The sequence below is a fragment of the Streptomyces beijiangensis genome (genome assembly GCF_017315755.1).
GTDB lineage: Bacteria > Actinomycetota > Actinomycetes > Streptomycetales > Streptomycetaceae > Streptomyces > Streptomyces beijiangensis.
Genome location: NZ_JAFLRJ010000296.1, coordinates 1 through 6,457 on the forward strand (window position 1 = coordinate 1; position 6,457 = coordinate 6,457).

Here is a 6,457-nt window from a genome sequence, read left to right on the forward strand (position 1 = left end):
TCAAAGCGGATCAAGCCCAGGGGGCTGCACGAGGTCGCTGAGACGGCCCAACTCTGTGTGAGCGAGCTCGTTGCCAACGTCATCACTCACGTTGGGGCTGGCACTCCGACGACGCTGGCTCTCGCGATGAGCGGTACCTACCTTCGGATCGAGGTGCACGATCCGGATGCCCGCGCACTGCCCACGCTCCTCGACCCGATGACGGACTCTGAGTCCGGCCGAGGCATGGCTCTCGTTGATGCGGTCGTAGACCGCTGGGGGGTACAGCTCCGAGGCGACGGCAAAGTCACCTGGTGCGAGCTGGCCACGGGCCTGTCCTCACCGCATGGGCACGGGGGTGGGCCTGGGGTCACACGGGCCGAGGCGATGCTCGGCATGTACGGGGCCCTGCGTCTACCCATCCGCCCCATCTCGGGCCATACGCAACTCAACGTCGCCATGGCGGAAGAAGCCGCCGTCGTGGTGATCGCCGATGTCCTGCATTGGCTCCGCGCTCATGGATGCGATCCGGACGAAGCGCTCGATCGGGCGCAGCTGCGGTTCGAGGTTGAGGGAGCCGGTTCCGCTAACTAGCTTGCAGAACTGGACAGTTGTGGCACGGAGGGATTCCGGGAACTCCTCCGGCGGCTGGCTGCTGGTCTGGGTCTTGAATCTCGGTGAAACTGCCGTCTGCGTTGCGGTAGACGATCCCGACGTTGCTCCTGAAGAGGAGCTGTCTGATGTCTTCATCGGGAAGCTCAGGCGCCAACACCATGCAGCGCAGTGGCATGCCACCCTCAGTGGAGTTCAGATATCGACTGATATCGATCAGCTGGATCAACGCATCTTTATAGGCCGTGCGTGATGTGCTGCCAGTGGGTTCGTAGATGGTGTGCTTTGTCCTGTTATAGAGCGTGGCCTGTATGGTCTCCTCCACCCCCCTGGCGTGACCCTCTAGCCGACCAAAATCCTGTTCATGTGCACTGAGGTCATTTTCGAACTCTTCCGTCAGTGCCGTCTGGTTGCGCCAAATTGAATTGGCAGCCGAAGTGCTGCGTTGCTCAGCATCTATCGGGACCGTGGGTTCCGATATTCTTCTTCGCCCTCTGGCGGGAATGAAGCTAATCGCAGTCTTTTTGGCCGCCGGGAGAATGTCAGAGGCAGTCTGATCGTATTCGTCGAGGGGGCGCAGTCGGAATACGATGACGTCGCGCATATTGTGATATTCGTCGGGCGCTTGCCTCACGATGTATCCGCGTTTTTTGTCGAGTTCAAAGGCGCCGATGTAACGATGCGTTCGAATGCCGGATCCAGAGACTTTCCCGTGCCCAATGAACAAGTGGAGGGTTCGTTTCATCTCGGCATGTTGAAGGACTGCCCTGTTGCCGTTTCCGGAGGTCCCGGTGAACGTGTGATCACCGTGAGTTCCGGCTCCGGTGTACTCAAATATGGGTCCGATTCGGTCTTCGTAACGAAGCCACCCATCGCGATACCCGTACTTTTCCCCCGACTTGATATCGGAATAGAGAACAACGGTCTTCATCTCTTTTGATGGGGTAATGCCACCTTGCGGACTTCCGCCCAGCTCTTGTCGTATTTGGGCGCGCGTCCTGATGTCACCAGGCTTGAACGAGAGGGGTTGAGTTGCCATGGCTCCAGGCTAGTAGGCGCCGCAATCGCTGTGGTGAAGTTCCGTGATCAGGAGGCACTTTGGCGTGAAGGCTGACCAGATCAGCTGTTGTAAGGGGATGATGAGGGTATGGATCAGGGAACTGCTGGGGTAATCGCCGGAATTGTCGGGGCGGGCGGCGCGCTGATCGGCACGGCGGTCGGAGCCATGGCTAGCATCCGCGGGGCGCGTATCGGTGGGGCGAAGGCAGTCGAAGCGGCGCTGACGCAGGTGGAGCGGCAAGCAGACGTAGAGCAACACCGTTGGGTTCAGGGGCAACGCCAGCAGGCCTGCATGAAGTTTCTGGACGCCCACTCGGCGGCAGAGGATGCGCTGAACCGTGCCGCTCTGGCGATCCAGGGAGGCGAGCGGTTCCCGGATGCCGCGCGTGATGCCTTCTCGAACCACGTCCGTGCCATGCAAGCGTGCACGAGCCAGCTCGCCCTCTGGGGCCCTGAAGAGGTGGTGAGCTCTGCACAGAACCTTCGAATCGAGACATCCCAAGCAGCCAAGGCGCTTGTGGAAGCCGAGCGTGATGCGAGCTGGACACAGGATGACTTCAGAAGGAGGTGGGCACATTGGCTACAGGCGAGTGGAACCGCCCTCGACTTTCGCACCAACTTCCTTCAGGTCGCGGGCCGTGTCCTTCGTGACCCGCATATTGACGCACTGGGAGGTGCCGCTAGGAATACAGGTGACCCCTCCTAAACGCAGGGTTTTTAGCTAGCTGAGATCGCCGAGTACGTCCAGACGTCAGCGGGAACCTCATGCTCCAACACCCACTCGATAGCCATGGGCTTGGAGCCTGTGTGGGTGTCGTATCGGACAGGGCCGAGCAATATCCACGGCTCAGATCCGCCGATGTCGGTGTTCTTGTAGCGGCGGACAAAGAGCATGACGTGGCTATCGAGTTGGACATGCTCGCGGTAGCGACGGCCCGTTGGTGAGTCTTCGGCCGTTGCGTTCTGCGACTCCCAGTGGAACCGGGTCGGGCTCATCGCGTAGTCCTTGTACCGGATCGTGGGGGAGAAGTCCTTGTCGTCCTTCTCCAAGGTGATGAGAAGCGCGTCCGTATTGAACTCCTTGGCGTCGACCACCCCTTGGGCGAACGACCCAGGCATCTGACCGCCGAACTTGGCTACGCCGAGTGCCGCCAGGATCTCCGAGCGGTTGTACGAGCTGTGGATCTTCATGGGGAGCTCGCGATGCGGGCCCTCCAGCGCGATGGGGAAGTGGTCCGCGTGAGCCAGGCAGTGATCCAGGACCTGGTGGAGCTCTTCACGGACTGCCTTCTGCTCGCGAAGTGCGTCGAGCCCTTCCTGGTACGAGGTGTAGCCGCCCGCCTTGTCCCAGAAGTTGAAGAACAGCATGCGGGCGTAACCCTGCTCGATGGGGCTCAAGGAGTCGTACTCCGGCGCGTCATCCGAGATAAGGCGCTGGTACGTCTCGATGCGGTCGCGGTCGTCTACGTGGAGGAAGGAAGCCATCCGCTTGAGCAGGGGCAACTCTCCATCGGGAGCGGTTTCGTTGAGGAGCTTGCTGCGACGCAGCAGGGTCGTCCACGAGTTGCCGTTTCCACCCCGATAGATCTCCTTGATCTCGCGCCCGCTCTCCTCCAGGTAAGAGGAGAGGCGAGTGTCGGAGTACGCGGAGACCTCGCGGGCAAGGGCCGCGGCGTTCACATTGAGCTGATCCTTGATGTTCTGGATGATGGCCTTCTTGGCCTTCGTCTCCAGGATGATCTGGCAGCCCGAAGGCAGGAGCGGGAAGCCGTGCTCCAGGTTGTCCAAGAGTCGCTTGCGTGTGAGGTTCGTCAGGGCGCGGAACTGGTTCTCGAAGCGGAATTCCTTGCGGTGCTGACCGATGAAGTCGAGGACTGTCAGAACGGGCTTGTCCTCTGTGCGCCGTAGGCCGCGGCCGAGCTGCTGCAGGAAGACCGTGGAGCTGGCTGTCGGTCGCAGCAAGAGCAAGGTGTCGACGTCAGGGATGTCGAGGCCTTCGTTGAACAGGTCGACTGAGAAGATGATCTGGAGCTTCCCAGACCTTAGGTCGGCCAGGGCCTGCCGCCTCTCGTCCTTGTGGCTCTCCCCCGAGAGGGCAATAGCGTTGAGGCCAGTAGCACGGAAGTATCGAGCCATGAAGTGCGCGTGGGAGACCGATACGCAGAAGCCAAGCGCGCGCATGGATCCGGGNNCGTCGCGGTCAGGCCGAGCAGCTCACCCGGGGTGAAGTGCTCGATGATCTTCCTATAGGTGGGTGACGTTCCATGGTGAAACTCATCGATGACGATGACGTCGAAGTGATCCGGAGCAAGACGTTCCAACGTCCGGGAGTTGAGGGACTGGACGCTGGCAAAGACGTGCGACCAATCCTCAGGGATTTCTCCGGCGTACAGCAGCTCGCCGAAGTTCGCATCGTTCAGTACGTGCTGGTACTTAGCCCGGGACTGGTCCAGGATCTCCTTGCGGTGGGCCACGAAGAGCAGTTTGAGGTCATGACCGGCCATACGGCGCAGCTGCTTGTAGTCGAGTGCGGCCATGACGGTCTTGCCTGTACCTGTGGCGGCGACCAGAAGGTTCCGGTGGCGATCGCGCGTCGTGCGCTCGACTTGGAGTCGCTCCAACATGTCCTTCTGGAACGGATGCGGGGTGATGTCGAAGCCAGCGAAAGTCAGGTTGGCTCCGCTGCCGTTCTGCATGCGCCCGCCGGCTTGAGCGAGCGCGCTCTCCAGGCGTGACCCGTCTTCGTCTGGACGGTAGGTCTCGAAAGCTGGGTCGCTCCAGTACGAGTCGAAGGTGGCCTCAAATTTCCGTAGAACCTCGGGAGTTGCTACGGACGACACACGGACATTCCACTCAAGGCCATCGAGGAGAGCGGCCTTGGAGAGGTTGGAGCTGCCCACGTACGCCGTGTCGTACTTGCTGTTCCGACGAAAGAGCCAAGCCTTGGCGTGGAGCCGGGTGGATCGCAGCTCGTAGTTGACCTTGACCTCGGCTCCGAAGTCCCTCACCAGGCGGTCCAGGGCCGCACGTTCGGTCGCCCCGATGTAGGTGGTGGTGATGACGCGAATCGGAATGTTGCGAGCGCGAGCGGCCTTGAGCGACTCCTCCAAGACACGGATGCCATGCCACTTCACGAAGGCGCAGAGCAGATCGATGCGGTCGGCGGTGGCAATCTCGGCGCGCAACTCGTAACCGAGGTTGGCATCTTCAGGGGAGTTTGTAATGAGGGCCGACTCAGAGAGGGGGGTCGCTGGGCGGATCGCGTACACGCCCTGTGCTTCCTCCTCGGCAATCGCCATGAGTTGGCGAGGCCCGGCTGCGACGAGATCTACCCACTCCCGGGCGCCTTCGAGCGTGGTCATCGACTCCAGGATGTGGTTGGCCGCATGCACGCGCTCGCCTTCAGGGAGGTGAAGGAGCACATTCCGTACGGTCTCTGAGACATGCCGTGCCAGGACATGCGGCGTCGACTCGACTCCGACCACCTGGTCGATGGAGCGCCAGCCATCCTCGTCGAGCTCCTTCAGACGGTCTTCGAGGCGCAGGGTGATCAGTTGCTCATAGAGCCCCGCATCCGGCCTGCCCGAGCTCGAAACGCCACTCATGCCGTTGTCCTTTCCGCACCGTTTCCCCAAGAGATAACAGGTGGCACGTGTATTTACGGTGAGATCGCGAGATCCGAACGGGGCGGATGTGGAATCGTCCCTGAGTGCGGTCGTGGGGATCATCGTGCCGGGATCGTCGCCTTCACCTCGTTCCGTGCGGACTCGGCCCTTCCCGGTCAGGGGCTCGGCATCAGCCTGGGTACGGCCCGGCGGGTGCGGCGCGAGGCGCGGTGTGAAGTGCTTGGCGGTCTGCGGAACTTCTGCGGCTCCCCTATCGTCTACAGTCTTGTAGACGGTGGGGGAGTTGTGGCGCGTGGCGCCGAAAAGGCGGGAGTGGAGATGGGGCAGCACGGCGGCGGGGCGACGGTCCGGTCGGTGCGGACCGGGCGGGAGGCTGTCGCTGCGGCCGCCTGGAGCAAGGTGCCGGAGGTCACGGTTCTGTTCTGGGTGGTGAAGGTGCTCACCACCGGCATGGGCGAGACGGCGTCGGACTATCTGGGGCGCACGCTCGGGCCCGTACCGGCGGGCGCGATCGGCCTGTTGGGGCTGGTGGTGCTGCTGGCGCTGCAGTTCCGTACGAGCCGGTACGAGGCGTGGACGTACTGGGCGGCGATCGTCATGGTGAGCGTCTTCGGCACGATGGCCGCCGACGTCGTGCACGTCATCGCGGGCGTCCCGTACATGGTCTCGACGATCGCTTTCGCCGTCATCCTGGCGGGCGTTCTGATGGCCTGGTACGCGTCGGAGGGCACCCTCTCCATCCACAGCATCCGCACCCGGCGCCGCGAGACCTTCTACTGGGCGACGGTGCTCGCCACCTTCGCGCTGGGCACGGCGGTCGGCGACCTCACGGCCGGGACCCTGCACCTGGGGTACTTCTCCTCCGGGGTGCTCTTCGCCGCGCTCATAGCGGTACCGGCGCTGGCGGGAAGCTTCGGTCTGAACCCGGTGGTGGCCTTCTGGTGGGCGTACGTACTGACCCGGCCGCTCGGCGCCTCGTTCGCCGACTGGGCGGGGGTGTCCACGGAGCGCGGCGGGCTCGGGTGGGGGACGGGGCCGGTCAGCCTGGCGCTGCTCGTGCCGATCGTCGTGGGCGTGGGATTCCTGGCCAGGAGGCAGCGGGCCGCGCTGTGACGTCACATCCCGAGGGGCTGTTCCGTAAACACCTCACGATCACCCCCGAGGGCCGCGTGCTCCAGGCC

Annotated in this window: 4 protein-coding genes and 1 pseudogene; 2 read left to right on the forward strand and 3 right to left on the reverse strand. The window is 62.8% G+C overall.

What is annotated here, in order from left to right; all coding sequences use genetic code 11:
• Positions 1 to 9 precede the first annotated feature (9 nt).
• The gene (locus J0695_RS27600; protein ID WP_307798783.1) at positions 10 to 573 is read left to right on the forward strand and encodes an ATP-binding protein; all 564 of its coding nucleotides are present in this window, start codon (positions 10 to 12) and stop codon (positions 571 to 573) included.
• Here the strand turns inward: J0695_RS27600 and J0695_RS27605 are convergent.
• The 3 genes and pseudogenes from J0695_RS27605 to J0695_RS27615 all read right to left on the reverse strand — a co-directional run bounded on the left by J0695_RS27605 (position 566) and on the right by J0695_RS27615 (position 5,255).
• Positions 566 to 1,630, reverse strand: a complete 1,065-nt coding sequence (locus J0695_RS27605) for an SRA domain-containing endonuclease (protein WP_206966422.1) — start codon at positions 1,628 to 1,630, stop codon at positions 566 to 568. The genes J0695_RS27600 and J0695_RS27605 overlap by 8 nt on opposite strands.
• Before the next feature lie 9 nt (positions 1,631 to 1,639).
• A complete protein-coding gene (locus tag J0695_RS27610) occupies positions 1,640 to 2,071 on the reverse strand; it encodes a hypothetical protein (RefSeq protein ID WP_206966424.1) in 432 nt (143 codons plus the stop codon).
• Positions 2,072 to 2,367: 296 nt separating this feature from the next.
• Positions 2,368 to 5,255 (reverse strand): annotated as a pseudogene (locus J0695_RS27615) (DEAD/DEAH box helicase).
• Positions 5,256 to 5,594: 339 nt separating this feature from the next.
• On the opposite strand from J0695_RS27615, the gene J0695_RS27620 reads away from it, so the two are divergent.
• Entirely contained in the window at positions 5,595 to 6,389 is a 795-nt protein-coding gene (locus tag J0695_RS27620; RefSeq protein ID WP_206966426.1) for a COG4705 family protein, read from the forward strand.
• Positions 6,390 to 6,457 lie beyond the last annotated feature (68 nt).